Origin of the sequence: Streptomyces sp. NPDC051104 (assembly GCF_040682835.1) — a bacterium.
In the GTDB taxonomy this organism is placed as follows: domain Bacteria; phylum Actinomycetota; class Actinomycetes; order Streptomycetales; family Streptomycetaceae; genus Streptomyces; species Streptomyces cynarae.
Genome location: NZ_JBFBBS010000008.1, coordinates 185,060 through 210,113, shown reverse-complemented (window position 1 = coordinate 210,113; position 25,054 = coordinate 185,060). Strand labels below are relative to the sequence as shown.

The following is a 25,054-nucleotide window of genomic DNA, read 5'->3' as shown; positions in this document are numbered from 1 at the left end:
AGGTCAGCGTCCTTCCTCGATCCAGGTGGCGTGCGGGCCGTCGAGCACGATGTCCCAGTGGTAGCCGAGCGAGAACTCCGGCACCGACAGGCTGTGGTCGTACGTGGCGACCAGCCGCTGCCGGGCGTCGTCGTCCGTCACGGACTGCAGGATCGGGTCGTAGGGGAACAGCGGGTCGTTCGGGAAGTACATCTGCGTCACGAGCCGCTGCGTGAACGCCGTGCCGAAGAGCGAGAAGTGGATGTGGGCCGGCCGCCAGGCGCCCACGTGATTGCGCCACGGGTAGGGGCCCGGCTGGATGGTGGTGAACCGGTAGAAGCCGGCGTCGTCCGTGAGGGTGCGGCCGACGCCCGTGAAGTTCGGGTCGAGGGGGGCGTCGTGCTGCTCGCGCTGGTGCGCGTAGCGGCCGGCCGCGTTCGCCTGCCAGATCTCGATGAGCTGGCCGCGGATCGGACGTCCGCCGCGGTCGAGGAGGCGGCCCGAGACGGTGATCCGTTCCCCGATGGGCTCGCCCCGGTGGTGTCGTGTGAGGTCGTTGTCGATCTCGGTGATGTCCCGTTCGCCGAAGGCCGGGGACGACAGCTCCACCAGCTCCGGGTCCTTGCTGACGTCGATGGTGACCGGCGGCTGCTTGGGGTGCCGCAGCACCGAGGAGCGGTAGGGCGGGTAGTCGCGGCGCGGGTGGTGCTCGACGGGCCCGCCGTCGGCGACCCGCTTCTCGTAGGCGGCGTGCTCGGCCGCGATCTCGAGGTCGATGTCCTGCTGAGTGAGAGCCATGGGGGTTCCTAACGCTTCCTTAGCGTTCGAGGACGAGGGCGAGGCCCTGGCCGACGCCGATGCACAGGGTGGCGACGCCGGCGCCGGAGCCGCGGCGGGCGAGCTGGTGGGCGACGGTGCCGGCGAGACGGGCACCGGAGGCGCCGAGCGGGTGGCCGAGGGCGATGGCGCCGCCCTGCGGGTTGAGGATCGCCGGGTCGAACTCGGGCCATTCGGCGAGGCAGCCGAGGACCTGGGCGGCGAAGGCCTCGTTGAGTTCGAGGACCGACAGGTCGTCGAAGCCCCTGCCTGCCTTGGCCAGGGCGCGGCCCACCGCCTCGACGGGAGCGAGGCCGAAGTACTGCGGGTCGATGGCCGACACGCCGGTCGCCGCGACCCGGGCCAGGGGCTCCCGGCCGATGGCCTGCAGCCCCTCCTCGTCGGTCAGGAGCAGGGCGGCGGCGCCGTCGTTGAGCGGGGAGGCGTTGCCCGCGGTCACGGTGCCGTTCCGGGTGCGGAAGGACGGCTTGAGCCGGGCCATCGCGGTGAGGGAGGCGTCCGGGCGTACGCACTCGTCGGCGGCGAAGACCTGCGGGTCGCCCTTGCGCTGCGAAATGGTCACCGGCGTGAGTTCTGCGTCGAACAGCCCCTCGGCCTGTGCCCTGGCCGCCTTCTGGTGGCTGTGCAGGGCGAACTCGTCCTGCTGCTCGCGGCTGATCTTGTGCTTGTCCGCGATCAGCTCCGCGCTCTCGCCGAGGGGGACGGTCCACTGCGGGTCCATCTTCGGATTCACCATGCGCCAGCCCAGCGTGGTGGAGTACAGCTCCGTGTGCGCGGCCGGGAACGGCTTGTCGTTCTTCGGCAGCACATAGGGGGCGCGAGTCATGGACTCCACGCCACCCGCCAGCGCGATCGAGGCGTCCCCGACGGCGATCGCGCGGGCGGCCTGGATCACGGCCTCCAGGCCGGAGGCGCACAGCCGGTTGACGGTGACACCGGGCACGGAGGTGGGCAGACCGGCCAGCAGGGCGGCCATGCGGGCGACGTTGCGGTTCTCCTCGCCCGCGCCGTTGGCGTTGCCGAAGTAGACGTCCTCGATCCGTGACGGGTCCAAGTCGGGCGTACGGGCCAGTAGTTCCCGGATGGCGTGGGCGGCCAGGTCGTCCGGGCGGACGCCCGTGAGTCCGCCGTTGTAGCGGCCGATCGGAGTGCGGACCGCGTCGACGATGTAGACGGTCTTCACCTGCGTTCCTCCGCGACGGTCAGCGGGGCGTCGGTCTTGGCGGTGATCTCCTCGACACTCACGCCGAGTGCGGTCTGGACGAGGACCAGCCCCTCGTCGGTCACGTCGAGGACGCCGAGGTCGGTGATGATCCGGTCGACGCAGGCCTTGCCGGTCAGCGGCAGCGCGCACTCCTTCAGGATCTTCGGGCTGCCGTCCTTGGCGGTGTGGGTCATCACGACGATGACGGTGCGGGCGCCGTGCACCAGGTCCATCGCCCCGCCGATCCCCGTGATCAGCTTTCCGGGGATCGCCCAGTTCGCCAGGTCGCCCTTCTCCGAGACCTGCATGGCGCCCAGCACGGCGACGTCGATGTGCCCGCCGCGGATCATGGAGAACGACAGCGCCGAGTCGAAGAAGGCGGCGCCGGGCAGGACCGTGACCGTCTCCTTGCCCGCATTGATCAGGTCCGGGTCGACCTCGTCCTCGGTCGGGTACGGGCCGGTGCCCAGGATGCCGTTCTCCGACTCCAGGACCACCTCCACACCCTCGGGGAGGTGGTTGGGGATCAGGGTCGGCAGTCCGATGCCGAGGTTGACGTACTGACCGTCCCTCAGCTCGCGCGCCGCGCGGGCCGCCATCTCCTCACGCGTCCACGCCATCACGCACTCACCGTTCCTCGTGCCTCGGGCGCGGAGACCGTGCGCCGCTCGATCTTCTTGTCCGCGGCCTGCTCGGGCGTGAGCGCGACGACCCGCTGCACGAAGATCCCCGGCAGATGCACGGCGTCCGGTTCGATCTCTCCCGGCTCCACCAGCTCCTCCACCTCGGCGATCGTGACGTTGCCGGCCATGGCCGCCAGGGGGTTGAAGTTGCGGGAGGACTTGTTGAAGACGAGGTTCCCGTGCCGGTCGCCCCTCGCCGCCCGCACCAGCGCGAAGTCGGTGCGGATGCCACGCTCCAGCACGTACTCGGTGCCGTCGAACTCCCGCACCTCCTTGGGCGGGGAGGCCAGAGCGACCCCGCCCTGCCCGTCGTACCGCCACGGCAGCCCGCCCTCGGCGACCTGCGTCCCCACACCCGCCGGGGTGTAGAACGCGGGGATGCCGGCCCCGCCCGCCCGCAGCCGCTCGGCCAGCGTGCCCTGCGGGATCATCTCGACCTCGATCTCACCGGCCAGGTACTGGCGGGCGAACTCCTTGTTCCCCCCGATGTAGGAGCCGGTCACCCGGGCGATCCGCCCGGCGGCCAGCAGGACCGCGAGACCGGACTCCATCGCCCCGCAGTTGTTGGAGACGACGCTCAGGCCGCTGACCCCGCGCTCGTGCAGCGCCTGGATCAACGCGTTCGGCACGCCGCTCAGCCCGAACCCGCCCACCGCCAGCGACGCGCCGTCCGGCACGTCGGCCACCGCCTCCAGGGCCGTGGCGACCACCTTGTCCATCCGTCAAGCCCCATCCGTCTTCGAAACCACGAGGACCGCCGAATTGCTCAGCACACTGACTATTTCTGCGAGGTCTCACTCACGCTGCCACCCGACGCTTGAGTCGTCAAGAGTCCAGCGAATCAGCAACTGCACACCGTGGGCAGAGATGGGATGCAGGCGGTATTGTTCAGTGCACCGATGGAATGACCGAAGCATGACGGACGGACCCTGAGGAGCGCTCATGGCCGCGATGGATCTCTCCGCCCACCCCGGGCACCTGGCCCGGCGGCTGCAGCAGGCGCACTACCTGCTGTGGAACACGATGGTCTCGGAGGAGATCACCTCGCCGCAGTTCGCGGTCCTGAACGCGCTCGTCGCCGAGCCGGGCCTCGACCAGCGCACCGTGGGGGAGCGGGTGGGCCTCGACCGGTCCACGATCGCCGAGGTGATCAGCCGGCTCGGCCGGCGCGGTCTCCTCGACAAGGTGCGCGACCCGCAGGACGGCCGCCGCTTCCTGCTGCGCCTGACGGAGGACGGTGTGCGGACGCACCGCAAGCTGACCGTGCGCACGGCCCGGATGAACCAGGTCTTCCTGGCCCCGCTCGCCCCCGAGGAACAGACCCTCTTCCTTGACCTCATCCGGCGTGTCGCGGATGCCGCCGAGGACCTGCGCAACCCGGCGGAACCCCTCGCGGCCAAGGCCTGACCCCACATTCCGAGGAGTCGGAGGTCCGCGGAGAAACGTGGGCCGGTCCGCCGCTCGGAGGGCGGACCCGGGGGCGGCCCGCTGGTCCGTTCAGCGGACGGCGACCACCGCATTCCGGATCGACGGACCTAGACTGGGGTGCCCCGCGGCACCCCAGACGCGTATCCGCGAAGGAAGGCGGCACCACCGTGGACCGGACCCTCGCCACCCGTTCCCCGCACACCTCCGCGGACTGGTGGGTCTCCGCCGATCAGGCACGGCACGCGGCCCAGAGCGGCCTCGCGGACGCCGCGACGGCACCCGACCTGCTGCGCACCCTCACCGAACTGGACCGAGCCCGCCATGAGGCGGGCGTCGCCGTCGGTGCCGCGGTGGAGGCGCTGCTCGCGGGCGGCGTCGCCTGGGAGGCGATCGCGGCCGCTTTGGGATTCGGCTCGCCCGAGGAGGCCCGCCAGGCGCTCGCCCCCGACCGCCGGGACGCGGGAGCGGCGATCGAACGCCGACTGGGGCGCAGGGCGTAGCCCCGGACAGCCCCTCACGCCCGGGCGGTCGTCACCCGCACCCGCACCCCGCCGGCGGTCGTCACCCGCATCCGCACCCCGCCGCCGGTCGTCACCCGCATCCGCACCCCGCCGCCGGTCGTCACCCGCATCCGCAACCAGGCAAGTCCGCCGAGTGCCGTCCGCCGGAGGGGCGACCTCCGCCACAGGTCAGTCCGGGACGCCGAGGATCTCCGCGAGGTCGTAGCGCACCGGTTCCTGCAACTGCGCGTACGTACAACTCTCGGGGGTGCGGTCCGGGCGCCAGCGGCGGAAGCGCGCCGTGTGCCGGAAGCGCTCGCCGTTCTCCATGTGGTCGTACGCCACCTCCGCCACCCGCTCCGGCCGCAGCGGCACCCACGACAGGTCCTTCTTCCCCGACCAGCGGCTCGGCGCTCCCGGCAGCCGGGCCGTCTCGTGCGCCTGCTCGTCCGACCAGGCGGCCCAGGGATGCCCGGCGACATCGTCCATCCGCAGCGACTCCAGCTCCTCCACCAGCCGCTCCCGCTGCTTCATCGGGAACGCGGCCGACACTCCCACGTGCTGGAGCGCGCCCCGGTCGTCGTACAGCCCGAGCAGCAGCGACCCCACGACCGGGCCGCTCTTGTGGAAGCGGTAGCCCGCCACCACGACCTCCGCCGTGCGCTCGTGCTTGACCTTGAACATCACGCGTTCGTCCGGACGGTACGGCAGGGAGAGCGGCTTGGCGATCACCCCGTCCAGGCCCGCGCCCTCGTACTGCTCGAACCACTGCTCGGCCACCGCGCGGTCCGTCGTCGCCGGCGCCAGGTGGACGGGTGGCCGCGCTCCCGACAGCGCCTGCTCCAGCAGGGCGCGCCGGTGACCCAGCGGAACGTCGAGCAGCGAGTCGTCGTCCAACGCCAGCAGATCGAACACCACGAACGACGCCGGGGTCTTCTGCGCCAGCATCCGCACCCGCGAGTCCGCCGGATGGATCCGTTCCGTCAGCGCGTCGAAGTCCAGGCGACCCTCCCGCGCGATCACGATCTCCCCGTCCACCACGCACCGCTCGGGCAGCCGCTCCCGCAGCGCCTCCACCAGTTCGGGGAAATACCTGGTCAGCGGCTTCCCCGTACGGCTGCCCAGCTCGACCTCCACGCCGTCACGGAACACGATGGCCCTGAAGCCGTCCCACTTGGCCTCGTACTGCATGTCCGGCGGGATCGCCGCCACGGGCTTGGCGAGCATCGGCTTCACGGGGGGCATCACCGGCAGGTCCATGCCTTCGATTCTGCTGCCCGGCGAGGCGGTTCGCCCGGTGTGCGAGGAGGGGGGCGGGCGCCTACCGTGGCTCGCATGGGCGATGCGGTGGAGCTGGAGGTGGCGGGACGGACGGTACGGCTGTCCAGCCCGGACAAGGTCTTCTTCCCGGAGCGCGGCTTCACCAAGCTCGACCTCGCGCAGTACTACATGGCCGTCGGGCCCGGCATCCTGCGCGCCCTGCGCGACCGGCCCACCACCCTGGAGCGCTACCCGGACGGGGTGACCGGCGAGTGGTTCTTCCAGAAGCGGGCGCCCAAGAGCATGCCCGACTGGATCCCCACCGCGCACATCACCTTCCCCAGCGGCCGCAGCGCCGACGAGATGTGCCCGACCGAGGCCGGCGCCGTCGTCTGGGCCGCGCAGTACGGCACGCTCACCTTCCATCCGTGGCCGGTGCGCCGCGCCGACGTCGACCGCCCCGACGAACTGCGCATCGACCTCGACCCGCAGCCCGGCACCGACTACGCCGACGCGGTGCGTGCCGCCCATGAACTGCGCGCCGTCCTCGACGAGTACGGCGGGCTGCGCGGCTGGCCCAAGACCTCCGGCGGCCGCGGCCTGCACGTCTTCGTGCCCATCGAGCCCCGCTGGACCTTCACCCAGGTGCGCCGCGCCGCGATCGCCGTCGGGCGCGAGATGGAGCGGCGGATGCCCGATCACGTGACCATCGCCTGGTGGAAGGAGGAGCGGGGCGAGAAGATCTTCCTGGACTACAACCAGACCGCCCGCGACCGCACCGTCGCCTCCGCCTACTCGGTACGCCCGAGGCCCCACGCCCCCGTGTCGGCGCCACTGCGCTGGGAGGAGGTCGACGACGCGGAGCCCCGCGATTTCGACCTCGCGACCATGCCCCGCCGGTTCGCCGAACTGGGTGACGTCCACGCGGACATGGACGACCACGCCTTCTCCCTCGAGGCGCTCCTCGAACTCGCCCGCCGCGACGAACACGACCACGGGCTCGGCGACCTGCCCTATCCGCCCGAGTACCCGAAGATGCCGGGCGAGCCGAAGCGCGTGCAGCCGAGCCGGGCACGGCGGGAGCGGAAGCCGGAGACCCCTGAGAGTCCGGCCGCCTCCTGACGTGTCCTGACGTCCCCCTGACCTGACGTGTTCTGAACGCCCCCCAGACCGGCGCGGGCGTCGCCCGCACACGACACTTATATATCGGTATGTCGTCAATACCAAGAATCTGTCCTTTGTGCGGATAAGCTCGCGCCGTGCCGCTATCGGTCCGTTGTTCGCCCAGCGGCTCTTCTCCATGAATTGCGTACGAGGATGGGGAGTTCCGCATGGACAGACGCAGCTTCCACCGGCGGATGCTGATCGGTGGCGCCGCCGTCGCGACATCGTTGTCACTTGCTCCTGAGGCTTTCGCCGAGGGTGGGCCGCGGACGGCGCCCGCCGGTGGCAAGGAGAGGCACATCAAACTCTTCGCCGCGGACCTCGGTAACGGACGGATGGGCTACGGCCTCGCAGGCAAGAAGGCGACCATCCCGGGCCCGGTGATCGAACTGGTCGAGGGCGACACGCTGTACATCGAGTTCGAGAACCGGCTGGACGTCTCGACGGGCCTGCATGTGCACGGGGTGGACTACACGATCAGCAACGATGGAACGAACCTCACCAAAAGTCTCGTGAAACCGGGCCGCACACGCACCTACGTGTGGAAGGCACACGCCCCCGGCCGCCGCAAGGACGGCACGTATCGGGAGGGCAGCGCGGGCTACTGGCACTACCACGACCATGCCGTCGGCACCCCGCACGGCACCGGTGGCGTACGCGCGGGCCTGTTCGCGGCCTTGATCGTACGCCGCCAGGGCGACATCCTCCCCGACACCACGCACACCATCGTGTTCAACGAGACGTCGATCAACAACGGCAAGGGGCACTCCGGACCCACACTCGAGGCCATCGTGGGGGAGCGCGTCGAGTTCGTGGTGATCACGCACGGTGACGACTTCCACACGTTCCACCTGCACGGTCATCGGTGGGCGGACAACCGCACGGGACTGCTCACCGGTCCCGAGGACTCCAGCCAGCTCATCGACACCAGGGTCGTCGGTCCCGGTGCCTCCTTCGGCTTCCAGGTCATCGCGGGCGAGTCGGGCGGCGCGGGCGCGTGGATGTACCACTGCCACGTCCAAAGACACGCCGACAAGGGGATGGACGGACTGTTCCTCGTGCGGAAAGACGACGGAACGATCCCCGAGTACGACGATTCGTCTCAGCACCGGCACTAGGCGTATTGATCACGAGCGTTAGGGCCGACCTGATCCGAAAGACAGGCCCTGGACCTGGGAGCGCTCTCAGCGGTGGGGCGGCCGGGGCTATCCTGATCGGCAACCGCCGAGGAGGAGCCCCACGTGACCGAGACCGCGCCGCGCCCCACGCTGGAGGCCGTGGCTGCCCGGGCCGGGGTCTCCCGGGCGACGGTGTCCCGCGTCGTCAACGGCGGTGACGGAGTGCGCGAACCCCTCGTGGAGCGGGTGCGCCGCGCCGTGGAGGAACTCGGGTACGTGCCGAACCAGGCCGCGCGCAGCCTGGTCACCAAGCGGCACGACGCGGTCGCCGTCGTGATCGCCGAGCCGGAGACCCGGGTCTTCGCCGACCCCTTCTTCGCCCTGCAACTGCGCGGCATCAGCAAGGAACTGACGGTCCACGACTCTCAGCTCGTCCTGCTGCTGACGGAGGGCCGCGCCGACCACGCCCGGGTCGGCCGCTATCTCGCCGGCGGGCACGTCGACGGCGCGCTCGTCTTCTCGCTGCACCTCGACGACCCGCTGCCCGAGCTGGTGCAGCGGGCCGGGGTGCCCACCGTGTTCGGTGGGCGGCCGGGCTGGGGCGGCGGCACCCGCAGCGCCGTCTACGTCGACAGTGACAACCGCGGCGGTGCCCGCGAGGCCGTGCGCCATCTTGTGGGGCTCGGCCGCCGCCGCATCGCGCACATCACCGGCGCCCTCGACCAGACGTCCGCAGTGGACCGGCTCGACGGGTTCCGCGACGTGATGGTCGACGCCGACCCGGGGCTCGTCGTGGAGGGGGACTTCACGCCGGCGGGCGGCGAACGGGCGATGCGGGAGCTGCTGGGCCGCTGCCCGGACCTGGACGCCGTGTTCGCCGCCAACGACCTGAGCGCCTCGGGTGCCCTGCGGGTGCTGCGCGCCGAGGGCCGCCGGGTGCCCGACGACGTCGCCGTCATCGGCTTCGACGACATGCTGCCGGTCGCCGAACAGACCGACCCGCCGCTGACGACGGTCCGCCAGGACATCGAGACGATGGGCCGTTTGATGGCCCGACTCCTGCTGCTGGGCCTGGACCGGCGCGGTGACGAGCCGGGAGTGGGCGGCGCGCCGTCGAGCGTGGTGCTGCCGACGACGCTGGTACGTCGGGCGTCGGCGTGACGGCACGGTCATGAACCGACCGTCACCGTGAACCGGCGTGGGTTCCCGTCGTACGCCGCCCCCGACACGTCCGGCTGACCGTCCGGACGCACGTCGTCGTACGGGAACGCGTACCCGATCGGCGAGTTCGCGTGCACGACGCGCGCCCAGTGGTTGGTCACCCCGCCCTGGTAGTAGTCCGCGCTGGTCAGGCCGTTCGGCTGGTACGGGTGGGTGAGCATCAGCGAGCGGTTGAAGCCGGCGGCGAGACGCGCGAGGAGGGCCTTCCTGTCGTCCGGATCGCCCGGGTTGTTGGCGAACGGCCCGTGGTCGCAGGTGAAGACGTCCCTGGAAGTGGGCCTGGAGAAGGTGTGCCCGCCCGTGAAGGTGAGCGCGTCACCGGTGACCCGGCCGGTGAGCACGCCCCGGCCGCCCTGGAGGTCGATCCTCAGGTCCGTGGCGCGGTACTTCGCCCAGACCTGGTCGATGTAGGCGGTCCACAGGTCGCGGAACGGCATCCGGTCGGGTTGGCCGAAGTACGGCGCCATCAGGTTCTGTGGGGAGACGGCCCGTAGCACCTTGCCGTCCGAGCCGTGGATCACCAGCTTGTCCCAGGGCTGCCCGTCCTTCGCGGCCTGGGCCGAGAGAGCCGAGGCGATCCTGTCCACGGCGCCGTCGGGGAGCGGTGCGACGGTGTGGGTGGCGTCCCCCTCCAGGGTGAGTCCGATCGGGAGGGCGGTCACCAGGTCGACATAGCTGATGTTCGCGTACAGCTGCGCCGAGTTGAAGGTGAACTCGCAGAACGACCAGGTCTTGCCGTAGTTGGGGTCGGCGGGGGTGGCGAAGGCGGGCTCCACCAGGGCCGGGCCCGGGTTGAGGAAGAAGTCGAGGGTGGCGTCCCGCACGAAGTAGATCCTGGCACCGTACATCTGGGGAAGCGTCAGCACGGTGGGGGGCGAGCCCGCGGGGCCCAGGGGGATCGCACAGTCGACGGGGAGCGGGGTGTGCGGCGCGGAGGGGGAGCCCGGCCGGTAGACGCTGCCGTCGGCGCGCAGGAGCATCCAGTTGCCGGTCGACTGCTCGTGTCCCGTGACGTACGCCCGGACCGTGCCGGGCAACGAGGCATTGCGGAGGGCGAGTTGGCAGGTGGCGGGGGCTGCCTGGGCGGCGGTGGGGGCGAGGGCGGCCGACCAGGCGGGGGAGGTGACGGCCGCGGTGGCCGCGGACAGAAACGCTCGGCGCGATATCACGAGGGGGCTCCTGGGATGTGGGGGAGGAGGAGTGGTCCCACTGTTCCCAGGAGGAGTTGAAGCGTCAAGGGTATGAATGAGAGCGCTCTCAAAAATTTTTCGCGTTCAAGAAGTGACAGCGTGGGGACCCCCTTTGGGGCGGAAGGAAGGCGGGGCGCGGTGCGTGCGAAAAGGACTCAGGCACCGCGCCCGGAACCGACCGGCGTCAGCTCTGCTGCGGCTGCGGCGGTGCGCTCTTGATCACCGCGAAGCGGGCTCCGTACGGGTCGGCGAGCCGGGCGATACGGCCCACCCCTTCGATGTCCGTCGCGGGCGTCCGGACGCTGCCGCCCAGCTCCTGCGCCTGGGTCACCGTGGCGTCCGTGTCCGTGACCTCGAAGTACGGCAGGAAGTGCGCACCGGCCTCCGCTTCCGTGGGGTCGTCGGCCAGCGGGACCAGGCCGCCGAACATGTCGTCCCGGCCGCCGCCCTCCGGGTTGATGCACGTGTACGTGCCGCCGGGGAAGGGGACGCCCTCGGTCTCCCAGCCGAGCACCTGGCGGTAGAACGCGGCGGCTCGGGCGATGTCCGGCGTGTACAGCTCGACCCAGCACAGCGAGCCCGGGTCGCCGGCCACCTCGATGCCCTTGGTACGGCCCGGTTGCCAGATGCCGAACGGCACGCCGGCCGTATCGGCGAGGACGGCCATGTGGCCCTCACCCATCACGTCCATCGGCCGCATGAGCACGCTGCCACCGGACTGCTCGGCCGCCTTGGCGGTGGCCTCCGCGTCGGCACTCTGGAAGTAGACGGTCCAGGACGGCGGCCCCTGCTCCGGGGTGGTCTGCATGCCGCCGGCCGCGGTCCTGCCGGACAGTTGGAAGAAGCCGTAGCCGCCGGCGTCGGGGCCCGCCGACTGGAACTGCCAGCCGAAGAGACCGCCGTAGAAGGACTGGGCGCCGTCGATGTCCGGGGTGCCGATGTCGAGCCAGTTCGGAGCGCCGTTGACGAAACGGGTGGTGAGCATCTCTGCCCTCCTTCGAGGGTTCCCGGGGCCTGCTCTGCCGAGTCTTCCATCCCCCACTGACAATCGCCGCCGGAATGACGCGGCGGGCTCCTGTGCCGATGTGTATCGGCAGGGTGCGCTCTCGTCACGGTTGTCTCGGCGCGCCGCCGTGCGCGGCACCGCCAGGCGAGGCCATCATCGGGAGCCGTACGAGGACGGGAGCCGTACGAGGCCGTGAGCCCCACGACGCCGTGCCACACGACGCCGTGCCGCACGACGTCGAGCCCTGCGAGCTCGTAAGGCGTCGTCCCCGGTCGCGGGAGGCCCCGGGGGGCGGCCGGTCCGCCGTTGATCACGTGTTGATCGAACGTTTTTCGCCGCGCGGCACGATCTCGGCCATGCACATCGAAGCGATCATCGCGTCCGACATCCCCTGGCAGGACCAGGCGCTCTGTGCGCAGACGGGGAGCGATTTCTTCTTCCCCGAGCCGGGCAGTTCGGTGCGGGAGGCGAAGCGTATCTGCGGGCTGTGCGAGAGCCGTGCCGCGTGTCTCGAACACGCGCTCACCCACGACGAACGGTTCGGCGTCTGGGGCGGGCTGTCCGAGAAGGAGCGGCTGCAGCTGAGGCGGACGCCGGACAGCAACTGAGAGGGCTCAGCCGTCCGGATGCGCGGCCGGACGCCCGGGACGATGCTGGAGACATGTCCGGACGGGCTCCTGTCATCGTTCATCCGCCGTCGGGCACCGGCGGCCGCCGGGTGACCGCGCGCGGAGAGAGCCTGGGGGTGGCGTTCTCGGACGAGGACGTGATCGAGTTCCTCGGCCGGGCCGGGCTGCCCGACGCCGAGGACCTGCTCGACGATCCGGCGTGGGTGAAGTGGCGCGGCGCGGACGCCCACCACTACGAGGCAGCCTAGGACCCGGGAGCCCTGTGACCGGGGGGTGGCCCGGGGTCAGTCCTCGCTGACCGTTGCCAGCACGGCGAGCGTCTCGCCCGCCCGGCGCAGCGCCCGTCGCAGGACGACCGGGGAATGCAGCAGCCCGCTTCCGTCGGGCGCGACGATCCACTCCAGGGAACCGGCGGGCCGGTACGGCGGGGGCACGGCGACCCAGGCCCCCCTGCTCGCATGGCGGAGCCCGGCGCCGGTCCAGTGACCGGGCGGATCCGGTGGCACGAAGAAACCCACCCTGAGCGCCGCCGAGTCCACCAACGTCGGTCCGGGTGTCCGCAGCGGGTCGTCCCACAGGATGTCCAGGGCGAGCAGCCCCAGCCGGCGCGGAACGCTCACCACGTCCCAGTGGCGTCCGGCCTCCAGCAGCACCGTGCCGTCGCCCCGCTCCCACTGCTGTGCGCAGGCGTGCGGGTCCGGTGCGGCGGCGGCCAGCCACTGGACGCCTCGCATCCACATCGCATTCGTCATGACCGCTCCAGGGGCGCCACCCGGCCCGACCGGCCCGACCAGGCGTACGACAGGGACAGGCCGGGCGGGTTGCCCCGCGCGGACGTCCACCCGGCATATGCATCCTGAGGGATGCTTCAGTGCGGCGAACAGGGTGGCGCGACGTGGCGTTTGCGGCGGATCCGGAGGCGGATACGGACTCGGATGCAGGTATCCGATGCGGGTATCCGACGCGGTTACGCCTCGGCCCTGGCCGCCATCCGGGCCTTGCGCGCGGCCAGCTTCTCGTCGAACCGCGTGGCCTCGCTGTCGAGGCCGTCCATGAACAGGCCGAGTTCCTCCTGAGCCCGGAGGCCTTCGGGGCCCAGGCCGTCGATCTGGAGGACCTTCAGGAAGCGGAGCACCGGCTGGAGTACGTCGTCGTGGTGGATGCGCAGGTTGTAGACCTCGCCGATCGCCATCTGCGCGGCGGCACGCTCGAAGCCGGGGATGCCGTGGCCGGGCATGCGAAAGCCCACCACGACGTCCCGCACCGCCTGCATGGTCGGGTCGGGCGCGATCTCGAACGCGGCCTTCAGCAGGTTCCGGTAGAACACCATGTGCAGGTTCTCGTCGGTCGAGATGCGGGCCAGCATCCGGTCGCAGACCGGGTCGCCGGACTGGTGGCCGGTGTTGCGGTGCGAGATGCGGGTGGCCAGTTCCTGGAAGGCGACGTAGGCGACGGAGTGCAGCATCGAGTGCCGGTTGTCCGACTCGAAGCCCTCGCTCATGTGCGCCATGCGGAAACGCTCCAGCTGGTCGGGGTCGACCGCGCGGGAGGCGAGCAGGTAGTCCCGCATCACAATGCCGTGCCGGCCCTCTTCCGCCGTCCAGCGGTGCACCCAGGTGCCCCACGCGCCGTCGCGGCCGAACAGTGTGGCGATCTCGTGGTGGTAGCTGGGGAGGTTGTCCTCCGTCAGAAGATTGACGACCAGCGCGATCCGGCCGATGTCGGTGACCTTCGACTGCTCCTTCTCCCAGGCGACGCCGTCCTCGAAGAAGCCCGGGAAGTTGCGGCCGTCGCCCCAGGGGACGTACTCGTGCGGCATCCAGTCCTTGGCGACCTTCAGATGCCGGTTCAGCTCGTTCTCGACCACTTCCTCCAGGGCGTACAGCAGCCGCGCGTCGGTCCAGACAGAGGGGCTGCCGAGGTGGGGGGAGGCGATCGTCACAGGAACTCCAGGGAGACGGGGAGGAGCAGCGGTGCAGCCGGCGAGCGGTGCCACGAACTTACGGTATCGTAGGCTACGAATCCGTAGGTTAAGCGCGCTGTAAAAGCCCTGCCCGTACGCCCGGAAGACCCCAAGGGGGAGGCTCTGTCCGGCATACGGAAGTCCCCGCCGGCGCGAGGTCCACGGGGACGACGGGGGCGAACGGGTGGCCGCTTCAGCAGGTCAGTCGTACAACTTCCGCAGCCGCACCGACAGGCACGTCACACATCCCTCGAGCTTCTCGAACTCGCTGATGTCCACCAGGACCGGTTCATGACCGAGGTCGGCGAGCAGGTCCGCCGTCTTCGGCGCGCCGGCCGACAGGAGCAGCCTGTCGCCGCCGAGCAGCACGACGTGCGCTCCGGACTCCTCCGGCACCGGAAGGAAGCGCGGGAACAGCGACGGCTTGTCCACCAGCGGTACATGGCCGATGACGGTGCCGTCGGGCAGCGCGGTGACCGCCGACTTCAGGTGCAGCACCTTGGTGACGGGCACCGGGACCACCCGGGCGCCCAGTGGTTCGAACACCGCGCGCATCTGCTGGACGGCGGCCGCGTTGGTGCGTCCGCTGCGGCCGACGTAGATCGTGTCGTCGATCTTCAGGACGTCGCCCCCGTCGAGGGTGCCCGGCTCCCAGATCCAGTTCACCGAACAGCCCAGCCGGGCCACGGCCTCCTCGACGCCCGCCGTCTCCTCGCGCCGTGACTCGGCGCCCGGTCGTGTGATCAGTGCGACATTCTTGTACATCACCACCGTGTCCTCGACGAACACCGAGTCCGGGCAGTCGTCGGCCGGCTCCACCTCGATCGTCTCCCAGCCGTGCTCGCGCAGCGTCCGCGCGTACGCCTCCCACTGCTCGAGCGCGCGATCGACGTCGACCTTCTCCCGCTCGATGTGGGTCACCAGCCCCTCGGCAAGGCGCGGGCTGGGTCGGCGGATGAGGGCCTTCTTGCTGGGCACGTGCGGAACTCCATCTCGGCTGATGATGTCGCCCGCCATCATGCAGGGCCGGAACCCGGGGACAAAGCCCCGGGTTCCGCCACCGTGCGGACCAGGCGCCGCCCCGGTCAGGGCCGGTCGGGCTCCCCGACGGCCTTCGGCGTCGTCTCCCTCAGCTCTCCGTCGAGCAGCAGCCAGCGTGTGATGCCGATCGACTCCAGGAACGGCAGGTCGTGGCTCGCCACGATCAGCGCGCCCTCGTACGACTCCAGGGCCGTGGTGAGCTGCCGCACGCTCGCCATGTCGAGGTTGTTGGTCGGCTCGTCCAGCATCAGCAGCTGCGGCGCGGGCTCGGCGAGCATCAGCGCGGCCAGGGCGGCGCGGAAGCGCTCGCCGCCCGACAGGGTCCCGGCCGGCTGGTCGGCCCGGGCGCCGCGGAACAGGAAGCGGGCCAGGCGTGCCCGGACCCGGTTGTTGGTGGCGGCGGGTGCGAACCGGGCCACGTTCTGCACCACCGTCAGCCCGTCGTCGAGGACGTCGAGCCGCTGCGGCAGGAAGCGCAGCGGCACATGCGCCGTCGCCTCGCCCGCCACCGGGTCCAACTCGGCCGCGATGGTGCGCAGCAGCGTGGTCTTGCCCGCGCCGTTGCGCCCGATCAGCGCGATCCGCTCGGGACCGCGCAGTTCCAGGCCGCCCCGCACACGGGCGCCGTACGTCAGCTCCAGGTCCCGGAGCGTCAGGACGGACCGACCCGGCGGTACCGCCGTGTACGGCAGGTCGACGCGGATCTCGTCGTCGTCCCGGACCGCCTCCACCGCTTCGTCCAGTCTTCCCCTGGCCTCGGCGAGCCGCTCCTCGTGCAGGAGACGGTGCTTGCCCGCCGACTCCTGTGCGGCCCGTTTGCGTGCCCCCATGACGATCTTCGGTTCGCGTTTGCTGTCCCACATCTTCTGCCCGTACCGCTTGCGGCGCGCCAACTTCACCTGTGCGTCGACCAGTTCGCGCTTCTGCTTGCGCAGATCGGCCTCGGCGACGCGCACCATGCGCTCGGCCGCCTCCTGTTCGACGGCCAGTGCCTCCTCGTACGCGGAGAAGGTGCCGCCGAACCAGGTGATCTCCCCGGCGCGCAGATCGGCGATCTGGTCGACGCGGTCGAGGAGTTCCCGGTCGTGGCTGACCACGACCATGAGCCCCGGCCACGCCTCCACCGCCGCGTACAGCCGTCTGCGCGCGTACAGGTCGAGGTTGTTGGTGGGCTCGTCGAGCAGCAGCACGTCCGGGCGGCGCAGCAGCAGCGCGGCCAGCCGCAGCAGGACGGACTCGCCGCCGGAGACCTCGCCGATGGTGCGGTCCAGCCCGATGTGACCGAGGCCGAGTTCGCCGAGCATCGCCTCGGCGCGCTCCTCCACGTCCCAGTCGTCGCCGACGGCCGTGAAGTGCTCCTCCGCCACGTCGCCCGCCTCGATGGCGTGCAGCGCGGCGCGCTGGGCGGCGATCCCGAGGGCCTCGTCGACCCGCAGGGCGGTGTCGAGCGTCACGTTCTGCGGCAGATGGCCGACCTCTCCCGCGACGCGCACGGTGCCCGAAGCCGGCGTGAGTTCACCGGCGATCAGCTTCAACAGGGTGGACTTCCCGGACCCGTTTGTTCCGACGAGTCCGGTCCTGCCGGGGGCGAAGGCGACCTGGAGGTCGTCGAAGACGGAGGTGCCGTCGGGCCAGGAGAAGGTCAGGGAGGTGCAGGTGATGGAAGATGACATACGGGCCTCGCGGTTGCTCAGGGGCGGGTGTCGGGCAACGCGTGTGAGACACCGCATGAGGCGACGGTCCGCGAACGGGGAGAAGAGGAAGCTCCGCACGGAAAGGACGGCTCGAACGCCGAGGTCGCACGCGACGCACACAGACACGGACAGTGCTGTGTGACGCGGTGTCCCAAGACCTCAGACGAGCAACGTCCTTCTCCTCCCGGCGGCAACAGAAGCGTTGAACACCGTACGAGGGGCTCGGGAGAGCGTCAACGCATTTAAGTGCGCGGAGTGCGCCCCCGGTCCCTCGCCCTCGTCGCCCGCCCCTACCCGCGTGTCGGATTTCCGCCAGCCACCGGCCTCCGCCCGCTGGTTGACTCGTCCGCATGACGAACAAGACCTCGCCGCGTGAGCAGGCCGTCGCCTTCCGTTCCCTGCATGTGCCCGGTCATCCGCTCGTGCTGCCCAACGTCTGGGACGTCGCCAGCGCGAGGGTCGTCGAGGACGCGGGGGCCGCGGCCGTCGCCACCACGAGCGCCGGGCTCGCCTGGGAGCTGGGCGCCCCCGACGGCGACCGGCTCTCCGGCGGCGACGCCCTCGCGGCCCTGACCCGGATCGCGGACGCGGTGACCGTGCCGGTGAGCGCGGACATCGAGACCGGGTACGCCGAAGACGCCGCGGGCGTCGGCGGCACGATCAGGACGGTGCTGGCGGCGGGCGCCGTCGGCGTCAACATCGAGGACGGCCTGTACGGCGGCGGCGCCCCGCTGCGCCCGGTCGCCGAGCAGGCGGCGCGCATCGCCGCCGGGCGCGAGGCCGCCGAGGCGGCCGGGGTGCCGCTGTTCGTCAACGCGCGCGTGGACACGTATCTGCGCGGCGCCGGAGGCCTGGAGGAGACCCTGGAGCGGGCCGCCGCGTTCCTCGCCGCCGGGGCGGACGGCGTCTTCGTCCCCGGGGCCGTCGACCCGGGGACCGTGAAAGCGCTCGCCGAGGGCATCGAGGGCCCGCTGAACGTGATGGCCGGCCCGGGCGCGCCCACGGTCACCGAACTGGCCGCCCTCGGCGTCGCCCGGGTCAGTGTCGGCTCGGGCATCGCGCAGGCCGCCCACGCGCTGGTCCGCCGCGCCGCACGGGAGCTGCTCGACGCGGGAACGTACGACGCACTGGCCGCCGGCCTCGACTACGGGGAGCTCAACGGGCTGCTGGGCGGGAACCGTCACAAGGCCTGAAGGGACGCGGGGTTGTGACCGTGTCCGGCTCCGCCGAGTGGGCGCGACCGGCCACGGACGGCGGGCACGCGCCGTCGAACCGAAGGAGGGCGAGCGGGCGCACCGAGGAGCTCAGCACGCGTCCCGCATCAGCTCCGCCAGGTCGTGGTCCAGGTCGACCTGAAGATGCTCCAGACCCACCGGCACCAACTCGGTGGTCCGCCGCAGGAAGCTCTGGATCGCGTCCGAGTGGACGTGCACCACGGCGGTGCCCTCCGGGGCGTGGAACTCCAGGACGGTGCGCTCGTAGCCGTACGGCCGCACCCGGACGTCCCCGTGACCCTCCGGGCCCTCCAGGCCGGCGGTGAGGAGTTCGCGGGCGAAGGTCCAGCACACCTCCACACCCTCCAGGGTGGCCGGGGCGGGGAAGGTCATGCGGACGGCGAACGGGTCGCGCCGGTCGTAGTGGAGCACGGCCGGAATGCTCGGCATACGCGGCGCGGCAGCGACGAGACGGGCCTCCACGGGCTGCTCGATGACGGTGGACAACGCCTTGCTCCCTTGTGACGGCTGGACGGACTTCGGGCGGATGAGGCCAGGCACTTGAAGAGACGATGGAATCGGCCAATCCGTGCACATGAAATGCGAGTGACCTCTGTCACCGAGTCCATGCCACCGGGCGGCGCACGGTGAGGGCGATCACTCCGGTGTCCCGCGGTCTCCGGGACACCGGAGAGGACACCGGGCACGCGCGTACGGTTCCCGGGCGGGCGTTGACGGTGAAGCGCGGCGAAAGGGGTACTCGTAGGGAACCCGCATCCGGAGAGGAAGTGACGGTCATGCCACGCGGCTCGAGCCCCAAACGGGAACGTCAGTACGAGCACATCAAGGAGAGCGCGCGCGACCGTGGGGAGAGCGAGGGGCGCGCCAAGGAGATCGCGGCGCGGACCGTGAACAAGGAGCGCGCCCGTTCCGGTGAGTCCAAGACCGCGAGCCGCACGTCCACCCAGGACAAGTCGTCCGCCAAGCGCGGCGGACAGCGCTCGGGCAAGGGCTCCCAGGGGCAGACGTACGACCAGCTGTACGAGGAGGCCAAGCGGCGCAACATCCGCGGCCGCTCGGACATGAACAAGAGCGAGCTGCAGCGCGCGCTGGGCAAGTGACGGCGGGCCGCGGGGTCGTACGCTCGTCACCACCATGACCACCGTACGCACCCCCGCGGGCTGGCCCGCGACCGAAGAAGAGGCCCGTGCCGTGCAGGACGAGCTGCGCGGCCGGGTGATCCTCGACGAACCGGGGCCGCCGCCCGGGACCGGCCCCGTCACGGGGGTCGACGTCGCCTACGACGACGAGCGCGGCGTGGTCACGGCGGCGGCCGTCGTCCTGGACGCGGGCACGCTCACGCCCCTCGCCGAGGCCACGGCCGTCGGCGAGGTCTCCTTCCCGTACGTTCCCGGTCTGCTCGCCTTCCGGGAGATCCCCACCGTCCTGGCCGCGTTGGAGGTCCTGGATCGCGATCCCGGGCTGGTCGTCTGTGACGGCTACGGCCTCGCCCACCCGCGCCGGTTCGGTCTGGCGAGCCACCTCGGCGTTCTCACCGGACTGCCCACGATCGGCGTCGCCAAGAACCCGTTCACCTTCACCTACGCGGAGCCGGGCAGCGAGCGCGGCAGCAGGAGCCCGCTTCTCGGGGGCAACGACGAGGTCGGCAGCGCCCTGCGCACCCAGGCGGGCGTCAAGCCGGTGTTCGTCTCCGTGGGGCACCGGGTCGGCCTCGACACCGCCTGCGCGCACACCCTCGCGCTCGCCCCGGTGTACCGCATCACCGAGTCCACCCGGCGCGCCGACAGCCTGTGCCGGCGCGCCCTCAAGGAGGCCGTCGGGTCCGCGGCCTGAGTACGGCGCCTGAGTACGTGTACGGATGTGGCCGCACCCCCGTGATCGGCAGGAGTGGGACGCATGACGACACACCGTGCGCCCAAGACCGTGAGCCAACCCGCCCAGCCGGTCGAGCGTGCCGTGACGGCCGCTCTGCTGCTCGCCGCTCTCGCGGGACTCGCCTGGATCGTCGGGATGGTCGTCACGGTCCTGGAGTGGGGCTCCTGACGCCGGCCGGCGATTGCTCCCTCCCGCGCCGCTGTCGGTGGCGGCGGCTACTGTGAGGCGAGAATGTGCATACGGAGAGTTTACGGTCGGGGCCCGTGCTTGACTAAGCGCTTGCTCGATCGGATAGTGCCCCGTACTGGAACACGTTCTCAACAACGCCGATCTCGCATCGGGTGTGTCACGGAGCTGGGGGCCGGATGGCAGTGGCAAGGACGCCGGGGCAGGGCCCTCTCGCCGGCGTGCGCGTCGTCGAGCTGGCCGGTATCGGGCCCGGCCCGTTCGCCGGCATGCTCCTCGCCGACCTCGGCGCCGACGTGGTCCGGGTGGACCGGCCGAACGGCTCGGGGCTCGCCGTCGACCCGGAGTACGACGTCACCAACCGCAACAAGCGCTCGGTGATCGTCGACCTGAAGACCGAGGAGGGCCCGGCCCGAGTCCTGGATCTGGCCGAACGCGCCGACATCCTCATCGAGGGCTACCGCCCGGGCGTCGCGGAGCGCCTCGGCGTCGGCCCGGAGACCTGCCACGCCCGCAACCCCCGGCTCGTCTACGGCCGGATGACCGGCTGGGGCCAGGAAGGCCCGCTCGCCCCGCGCGCCGGACACGACATCGCCTACATCGCGCTCACCGGCACGCTCGGCATGATCGGCGCCCCGGACGCGCCGCCCGCGATCCCCGCGAACCTCGTCGGCGACTACGCGGGAGGTGCGCTCTACCTCGTGGTCGGCGTCCTCGCCGCCCTCCACCACGCCCGCGCGACCGGAACCGGCCAGGTGGTGGACGCCGCCATCGTCGACGGAGCCGCCCACCTGGCCTCGATGATCCACGGCATGCTCGCCGCCGGGGGCTGGCAGGACCGGCGCGGCGCCAACCTGCTCGACGGAGGCTGCCCGTTCTACGGCACCTACGAGACGGCCGACGGCCGGTACATGGCGGTGGGCGCCCTTGAAGAGCAGTTCTACGGGGAGTTCGTGGAGTTGCTGGGGATCGCGGACCGGGCCCCGGCCCGCAAGGACGTCGCCCGGTGGGGTGAACTCCGGGAGCTGGTCGCGGCCCGTTTCAAGACCCGCACGCGCGACGAGTGGACCGCCGTCTTCGAAGGCTCCGACGCGTGCGTGGCGCCCGTCCTGTCGCTGCGGGAGGCGCCGGCACACCCCCACCTCGCCGCCCGCGGCACCTTCACCGACCACGGCGGCATCACCCAGCCGGCGCCCGCGCCCCGCTTCTCGGTCACCCATACGGCGGTGCACGGCGGGCCCGCGCAGCCCGGCGCCGACACCGAGGACGTCGCCCGCGACTGGGACGTGCCGCGACTCCTCGGGGCGGCGGCCGATGAAGCTTTCGACCCTCCCGAGCCGCGCCTGCCCGGCCGACCCTCCTCGAAAGGCTGACAGTTGAGCACCGAAGCGTACGTCTACGACGCGATCCGCACCCCGCGCGGGCGCGGCAAGTCCAACGGCGCCCTGCACGGCACCAAGCCCATCGACCTGGTGGTCGGGCTCATCCACGAGACGCGGCGGCGTTTTCCCGATCTCGACCCCGCCGCGATCGACGACATCGTGCTCGGTGTGGTGAGCCCGGTCGGCGACCAGGGCTCCGACATCGCCCGGATCGCAGCGATCGCCGCCGGACTGCCCGACACGGTGGCCGGCGTCCAGGAGAACCGCTTCTGCGCGTCCGGTCTCGAAGCGGTCAACCTGGCCGCCGCGAAGGTCCGCTCGGGCTGGGAGGACCTGCTGCTCGCGGGCGGCGTCGAGTCGATGTCCCGGGTCCCGATGGCCTCGGACGGCGGCGCCTGGTTCGCCGACCCGATGACCAACATGACCGTCAACTTCGTGCCGCAGGGCATCGGCGCCGACCTCATCGCCACCATCGAGGGCTTCTCCCGCAGGGACGTCGACGAGTACGCGGCGCTGTCCCAGGAGCGGGCGGCGGCGGCGTGGAAGGACGGCCGCTTCGACCGCTCCGTGGTCCCGGTGAAGGACCGCAGCGGTCTCGTCGTCCTCGACCACGACGAGCACATGCGGCCCGGCACCACCGCCGACTCGCTCGCGGGGCTCAAGCCGTCGTTCGCGGACATCGGTGAACTGGGCGGCTTCGACGCGGTGGCGCTGCAGAAGTACCACTGGATCGAGCAGATCGACCACGTCCACCACGCGGGCAACTCCTCCGGCATCGTCGACGGCGCGGCCCTGGTCGCCATCGGCTCCAAGGAGGCCGGCGAGCGGTACGGGATGCGGCCCCGGGCCAGGATCGTGTCCGCGGCGGTCTCCGGCTCCGAGCCGACGATCATGCTGACCGGACCCGCGCCCGCCGCCCGCAAGGCCCTCGCCAAGGCCAGGCTGACGATCGACGACATCGACCTCGTCGAGATCAACGAGGCGTTCGCCGCGGTCGTGCTGCGCTTCGCCAAGGACATGGGGCTGCCCCTGGACAAGGTCAACGTCAACGGCGGCGCCATCGCGCTCGGCCACCCGCTCGGGGCGACCGGCGCGATGATCCTCGGCACGCTGGTGGACGAATTGGAGCGGCAGGACAAGCGGTACGGGCTGGCCACGCTGTGCGTGGGCGGCGGCATGGGTATCGCGACGATCGTCGAACGCGTCTGACCTTCCCCAACGGATCGAACGGATCGAACGGACCTTACGGAGCACCCCGATGAGCACAAAGTCCACCACCATCCGCTGGGAGCAGGACGACACCGGCGTCGTCACCCTCGTCCTCGACGACCCGAACCAGTCCGCGAACACCATGAACCAGGCGTTCAAGGAGTCGATCGCGGCGATCGCCGAGCGGGCCGAGGCCGAGAAGCACTCCATCCGCGGCATCATCTACACCTCCGCCAAGAAGACCTTCTTCGCGGGCGGCGACCTCAAGGACATGATCAAGGCCGGCCCCGAGGACGCCCAGCAGGCGTTCGAGACCGGTGTGGCGATCAAGAACTCCCTGCGCCGTATCGAGACCCTCGGCAAGCCGGTCGTCGCCGCCCTCAACGGCGCGGCCCTCGGCGGCGGCTACGAGATCGCGCTCGCCTCCCACCACCGCATCGCCCTCGACGCCCCCGGCTCCAAGATCGGCCTTCCCGAGGTCACCCTGGGGCTGCTCCCGGCGGGCGGCGGCGTCACCCGCACCGTGCGCCTGATGGGCATCGCCGACGCCCTGCTGAAGGTGCTGCTCCAGGGCACCCAGTACTCGCCCCGGCGCGCGCTGGAGAACGGTCTCGTGCACGAGGTCGCCGCCACCCCCGAGGAGATGATGGCCAAGGCCCGCGCCTTCATCGACGCGAACCCCGAGTCACACCAGCCGTGGGACAAGCCCGGCTACAAGATCCCGGGCGGTACGCCGTCCAACCCGAAGTTCGCCGCCAACCTGCCCGCCTTCCCGGCCAACCTGAAGAAGCAGCTGAACGGCGCCCCCTACCCGGCCCCGCGCAACATCCTCGCGGCGGCCGTCGAGGGCTCCCAGGTCGACTTCGAGACCGCCCTGACCATCGAGGCGCGCTACTTCACCGAGCTGGTCACCGGGCAGACCGCGAAGAACATGATCCAGGCGTTCTTCTTCGACCTCCAGGCCGTCAACTCGGGCGCCAACCGCCCCAAGGGCGTCGAACCGCGCCAGGTCCGCAAGGTGGCCGTCCTCGGCGCCGGAATGATGGGCGCGGGCATCGCCTACGCGTGCGCCCGCGCGGGCGTCGAGGTCGTCCTGAAGGACGTCTCCATGGAGGCGGCCGTCAAGGGCAGGGGCTACTCCGAGAAGCTGTGCGCCAAGGCGGTCTCCAAGGGGCGTACGACCCAGGAGAAGGCCGACGCGCTGCTCGCCCGCATCACTCCCACCGCCGAGGCCGCCGACCTCGCGGGCTGCGACGCCGTCATCGAGGCCGTGTTCGAGGACCCGGCGCTCAAGCACAAGGTGTTCCAGGAGATCGAGAACGTCGTCGAGCCCGACGCGCTGCTGTGCTCCAACACCTCGACCCTGCCGATCACCGCGCTCGCGGAAGGTGTGGAGCGGCAGTCCGACTTCGTCGGGCTGCACTTCTTCTCGCCGGTCGACAAGATGCCGCTGGTCGAGATCATCAGGGGCAAGCGGACCGGTGAGGAGGCGCTGGCGCGCGCCTTCGACCTGGTGCGCCAGATCAACAAGACTCCGATCGTGGTCAACGACTCGCGCGGCTTCTTCACCTCCCGTGTCATCGGCCACTTCATCAACGAGGGCGTCGCGATGGTCGGCGAGGGCATCGAGCCGGCGTCCGTCGAGCAGGCGGCGGCCCAGGCGGGCTACCCGGCGAAGGTGCTGTCCCTGATGGACGAGCTGACGCTCACCCTGCCGCGCAAGATCCGCAACGAGACCAGGCGGGCCGTCGAGGAGGCGGGCGGCACCTGGACACCGCACCCGGCGGAGGCCGTCATCGACCGCATGGTCGACGAGTTCGGCCGCACCGGGCGCAGCGGCGGCGCCGGGTTCTACGAGTACGGCGACGACGGCAGGCGCGGCCGGCTGTGGCCGGGCCTGCGGGAGCACTTCACCGAGCCCGGGTACCAGATCCCCTTCCGGGACATGCAGGAGCGCATGCTGTTCTCGGAGGCGCTGGACACCGTCCGGCTCATCGAGGAAGGCGTGCTGACCTCCGTCGCCGACGCCAACATCGGCTCGATCTTCGGAATCGGCTTCCCCGGCTGGACCGGCGGCGTCCTGCAGTACATCAACGGCTACGAGGGAGGCCTGCCCGGCTTCGTGGCCCGCGCCCGGGAGCTGGCCGAGCGGTACGGCGAGCGGTTCACGCCGCCCGCGCTGCTGGTGGAGAAGGCGGAGAAGGGGGAGCGGTTCACCGACGCTCACTGAGACGGTGCACGACGGCCGGG

26 protein-coding genes are annotated in these 25,054 nt (G+C 71.2%); 14 read left to right on the top strand and 12 right to left on the bottom strand.

Features of this window, described 5'->3' with window-relative positions; all coding sequences use genetic code 11:
- Positions 1–3: 3 nt before the first annotated feature.
- From pcaH to AB0N14_RS15245, 4 genes are read right to left on the bottom strand one after another with little or no spacing between them, the layout of a single operon-like run.
- Complete coding sequence (gene pcaH / locus AB0N14_RS15260) at positions 4–777, bottom strand: protocatechuate 3,4-dioxygenase subunit beta (protein ID WP_366026108.1); 774 nt, start codon at positions 775–777, stop codon at positions 4–6.
- Positions 778–796: 19 nt separating this feature from the next.
- Positions 797–1,999 (bottom strand): thiolase family protein, encoded by a 1,203-nt coding sequence (locus tag AB0N14_RS15255; RefSeq protein WP_366026107.1) that lies wholly within the window; start codon positions 1,997–1,999, stop codon positions 797–799.
- Positions 1,996–2,640 carry a CoA transferase subunit B gene (locus AB0N14_RS15250; RefSeq protein WP_366026106.1) on the bottom strand — a complete coding sequence of 215 codons (645 nt, stop codon included), beginning with the start codon at positions 2,638–2,640 and terminating at the stop codon, positions 1,996–1,998. Before AB0N14_RS15250 ends, AB0N14_RS15255 begins: the two co-directional genes overlap by 4 nt.
- The gene (locus AB0N14_RS15245; RefSeq protein ID WP_366026105.1) at positions 2,640–3,422 is read right to left on the bottom strand and encodes a CoA transferase subunit A; all 783 of its coding nucleotides are present in this window, start codon (positions 3,420–3,422) and stop codon (positions 2,640–2,642) included. The genes AB0N14_RS15250 and AB0N14_RS15245 overlap by 1 nt, the downstream gene beginning before the upstream one ends.
- Positions 3,423–3,645: 223 nt before the next feature.
- Here AB0N14_RS15245 and AB0N14_RS15240 point away from each other — a divergent pair, with 223 nt between their 5' ends.
- Both AB0N14_RS15240 and AB0N14_RS15235 read left to right on the top strand, forming a co-directional pair.
- Entirely contained in the window at positions 3,646–4,110 is a 465-nt protein-coding gene (locus tag AB0N14_RS15240; protein ID WP_366026104.1) for a MarR family transcriptional regulator, read from the top strand.
- A 188-nt stretch (positions 4,111–4,298) separates the two neighbouring features.
- Positions 4,299–4,631, top strand: a complete 333-nt coding sequence (locus AB0N14_RS15235; protein ID WP_366026103.1) for a hypothetical protein — start codon at positions 4,299–4,301, stop codon at positions 4,629–4,631.
- Positions 4,632–4,820: 189 nt separating this feature from the next.
- Here the strand turns inward: AB0N14_RS15235 and AB0N14_RS15230 are convergent, their stop codons facing one another.
- A complete protein-coding gene (locus tag AB0N14_RS15230) occupies positions 4,821–5,891 on the bottom strand; it encodes an ATP-dependent DNA ligase (RefSeq protein WP_366026102.1) in 1,071 nt (356 codons plus the stop codon).
- A 75-nt stretch (positions 5,892–5,966) separates the two neighbouring features.
- Between AB0N14_RS15230 and ligD the strand changes: the two genes are divergently transcribed.
- The 3 genes from ligD to AB0N14_RS15215 all read left to right on the top strand — a co-directional run bounded on the left by ligD (position 5,967) and on the right by AB0N14_RS15215 (position 9,334).
- Positions 5,967–7,013, top strand: a complete 1,047-nt coding sequence (gene ligD, locus AB0N14_RS15225) for a non-homologous end-joining DNA ligase (RefSeq protein ID WP_366026101.1) — start codon at positions 5,967–5,969, stop codon at positions 7,011–7,013.
- A 209-nt stretch (positions 7,014–7,222) separates the two neighbouring features.
- Positions 7,223–8,173: a multicopper oxidase domain-containing protein gene (locus tag AB0N14_RS15220; RefSeq protein ID WP_366026100.1), complete on the top strand. Its 951-nt coding sequence runs from the start codon at positions 7,223–7,225 to the stop codon at positions 8,171–8,173.
- 123 nt (positions 8,174–8,296) lie between these two features.
- Positions 8,297–9,334, top strand: a complete 1,038-nt coding sequence (locus AB0N14_RS15215; RefSeq protein WP_366026099.1) for a LacI family DNA-binding transcriptional regulator — start codon at positions 8,297–8,299, stop codon at positions 9,332–9,334.
- An 8-nt stretch (positions 9,335–9,342) separates the two neighbouring features.
- On the opposite strand, the gene AB0N14_RS15210 is transcribed toward AB0N14_RS15215, so the two are convergent.
- Entirely contained in the window at positions 9,343–10,563 is a 1,221-nt protein-coding gene (locus AB0N14_RS15210; RefSeq protein ID WP_366026098.1) for a glycoside hydrolase family 64 protein, read from the bottom strand.
- A gap of 205 nt (positions 10,564–10,768) precedes the next feature.
- On the bottom strand, positions 10,769–11,569 hold the full coding sequence (locus tag AB0N14_RS15205) for a VOC family protein (protein ID WP_366026097.1): 801 nt from the start codon (positions 11,567–11,569) through the stop codon (positions 10,769–10,771).
- A gap of 338 nt (positions 11,570–11,907) precedes the next feature.
- Here AB0N14_RS15205 and AB0N14_RS15200 point away from each other — a divergent pair, with 338 nt between their 5' ends.
- Together AB0N14_RS15200 and AB0N14_RS15195 are read left to right on the top strand one after the other, a co-directional pair.
- On the top strand, positions 11,908–12,198 hold the full coding sequence (locus AB0N14_RS15200; RefSeq protein ID WP_366026181.1) for a WhiB family transcriptional regulator: 291 nt from the start codon (positions 11,908–11,910) through the stop codon (positions 12,196–12,198).
- 53 nt (positions 12,199–12,251) lie between these two features.
- Positions 12,252–12,467 (top strand): hypothetical protein, encoded by a 216-nt coding sequence (locus tag AB0N14_RS15195; protein ID WP_181139054.1) that lies wholly within the window; start codon positions 12,252–12,254, stop codon positions 12,465–12,467.
- A 36-nt stretch (positions 12,468–12,503) separates the two neighbouring features.
- Here the strand turns inward: AB0N14_RS15195 and AB0N14_RS15190 are convergent, their stop codons facing one another.
- From AB0N14_RS15190 to AB0N14_RS15175, 4 genes are all read right to left on the bottom strand, one after another.
- Positions 12,504–12,971 carry a hypothetical protein gene (locus AB0N14_RS15190; protein WP_366026096.1) on the bottom strand — a complete coding sequence of 156 codons (468 nt, stop codon included), beginning with the start codon at positions 12,969–12,971 and terminating at the stop codon, positions 12,504–12,506.
- Between the two features lie 215 nt (positions 12,972–13,186).
- Positions 13,187–14,161, bottom strand: a complete 975-nt coding sequence (locus AB0N14_RS15185) for an acyl-ACP desaturase (RefSeq protein ID WP_366026095.1) — start codon at positions 14,159–14,161, stop codon at positions 13,187–13,189.
- A gap of 222 nt (positions 14,162–14,383) precedes the next feature.
- On the bottom strand, positions 14,384–15,160 hold the full coding sequence (ddaH, locus tag AB0N14_RS15180) for a dimethylargininase (RefSeq protein ID WP_366026094.1): 777 nt from the start codon (positions 15,158–15,160) through the stop codon (positions 14,384–14,386).
- A 107-nt stretch (positions 15,161–15,267) separates the two neighbouring features.
- Complete coding sequence (locus AB0N14_RS15175) at positions 15,268–16,896, bottom strand: ABC-F family ATP-binding cassette domain-containing protein (protein ID WP_366026093.1); 1,629 nt, start codon at positions 16,894–16,896, stop codon at positions 15,268–15,270.
- Between the two features lie 371 nt (positions 16,897–17,267).
- Here AB0N14_RS15175 and AB0N14_RS15170 point away from each other — a divergent pair, with 371 nt between their 5' ends.
- A complete protein-coding gene (locus AB0N14_RS15170; RefSeq protein ID WP_366026092.1) occupies positions 17,268–18,110 on the top strand; it encodes an isocitrate lyase/phosphoenolpyruvate mutase family protein in 843 nt (280 codons plus the stop codon).
- Between the two features lie 111 nt (positions 18,111–18,221).
- Here AB0N14_RS15170 and AB0N14_RS15165 read toward each other — a convergent pair whose 3' ends face one another.
- The gene (locus tag AB0N14_RS15165) at positions 18,222–18,638 is read right to left on the bottom strand and encodes an SsgA family sporulation/cell division regulator (protein ID WP_366026091.1); all 417 of its coding nucleotides are present in this window, start codon (positions 18,636–18,638) and stop codon (positions 18,222–18,224) included.
- Positions 18,639–18,928: 290 nt separating this feature from the next.
- Between AB0N14_RS15165 and AB0N14_RS15160 the strand changes: the two genes are divergently transcribed.
- The 6 genes from AB0N14_RS15160 (at position 18,929) to AB0N14_RS15135 (ending at position 25,034) form a co-directional block, all read left to right on the top strand.
- A complete protein-coding gene (locus tag AB0N14_RS15160) occupies positions 18,929–19,252 on the top strand; it encodes a plasmid stabilization protein (protein WP_200420360.1) in 324 nt (107 codons plus the stop codon).
- Between the two features lie 34 nt (positions 19,253–19,286).
- The gene (locus AB0N14_RS15155; RefSeq protein WP_366026090.1) at positions 19,287–19,985 is read left to right on the top strand and encodes an endonuclease V; all 699 of its coding nucleotides are present in this window, start codon (positions 19,287–19,289) and stop codon (positions 19,983–19,985) included.
- Between the two features lie 63 nt (positions 19,986–20,048).
- Positions 20,049–20,195, top strand: coding sequence for a hypothetical protein (locus AB0N14_RS15150; RefSeq protein ID WP_366026089.1), 147 nt, complete (start codon positions 20,049–20,051; stop codon positions 20,193–20,195).
- Positions 20,196–20,392: 197 nt separating this feature from the next.
- On the top strand, positions 20,393–21,586 hold the full coding sequence (locus tag AB0N14_RS15145; RefSeq protein WP_366026088.1) for a CaiB/BaiF CoA-transferase family protein: 1,194 nt from the start codon (positions 20,393–20,395) through the stop codon (positions 21,584–21,586).
- Positions 21,587–21,589: 3 nt separating this feature from the next.
- Positions 21,590–22,804: an acetyl-CoA C-acetyltransferase gene (locus tag AB0N14_RS15140; protein WP_366026087.1), complete on the top strand. Its 1,215-nt coding sequence runs from the start codon at positions 21,590–21,592 to the stop codon at positions 22,802–22,804.
- 49 nt (positions 22,805–22,853) lie between these two features.
- The gene (locus AB0N14_RS15135) at positions 22,854–25,034 is read left to right on the top strand and encodes a 3-hydroxyacyl-CoA dehydrogenase NAD-binding domain-containing protein (RefSeq protein WP_366026086.1); all 2,181 of its coding nucleotides are present in this window, start codon (positions 22,854–22,856) and stop codon (positions 25,032–25,034) included.
- Positions 25,035–25,054 lie beyond the last annotated feature (20 nt).